At 51.4% G+C, this 591-nt stretch carries 1 protein-coding gene; it reads right to left on the reverse strand.

Annotated features, from left to right (window positions below):
* The coding region (locus tag AC1D0Z_RS23770; protein WP_477660568.1) for an ATP-binding cassette domain-containing protein at window positions 1-334 on the reverse strand (334 nt) is incomplete at its 3' end.
* Window positions 335-591: the final 257 nt, after the last annotated feature.

Raw genomic sequence — 591 nt, forward strand, 5'->3', positions numbered from 1 at the left:
GCCCCGCAATTTCCAGCGGCAGGGCCACGTTGCCGTACACGGTGCGGGACGACAGCAAATTGAAATGCTGAAAGATGATGCCGATGTCGCGCCGGGCTACGCGCAGTGCTTCGCCGTTCAGCGAAGTCAGTTCCCGGCCGCCTACCAGAACCTGGCCGGCCGTCGGCCGGTTCAGCAGGTTGACCACGCGCACCAATGAGCTTTTGCCCGCACCGCTGCGGCCGATGATGCCGTAGACCTCGCCTGGGTTGATATGAAGGTCGACGCCCCGCAGTGCTTCGACCGGGCCCGTGGGGCCCTTGTAGGTTTGAAAAATGCCTTTGAGCTCGATCATGAAAATTCGCTAAACCTTGTCGCCAGTGCACGTTTTTGTAAAACGTGAGGCTCTTTTTTTGAACAGGTCGCGAATTTAGCCTAGCTTCACCCAAACTCAAAAGAATATTAAATAGACTAGTTAGATGATTAATTAGCTATAGAACCTGATTTACAGGCTTTTACACCTTTTTCTGCCAAAACTTGCCAAATTATATCCGGGTGATATAAACTACTTATTTGATCCGGGTGAAAATATCTCGAGTGCCCTTATTAACC

The organism is Polaromonas sp. P1_E3, assembly GCF_056405935.1.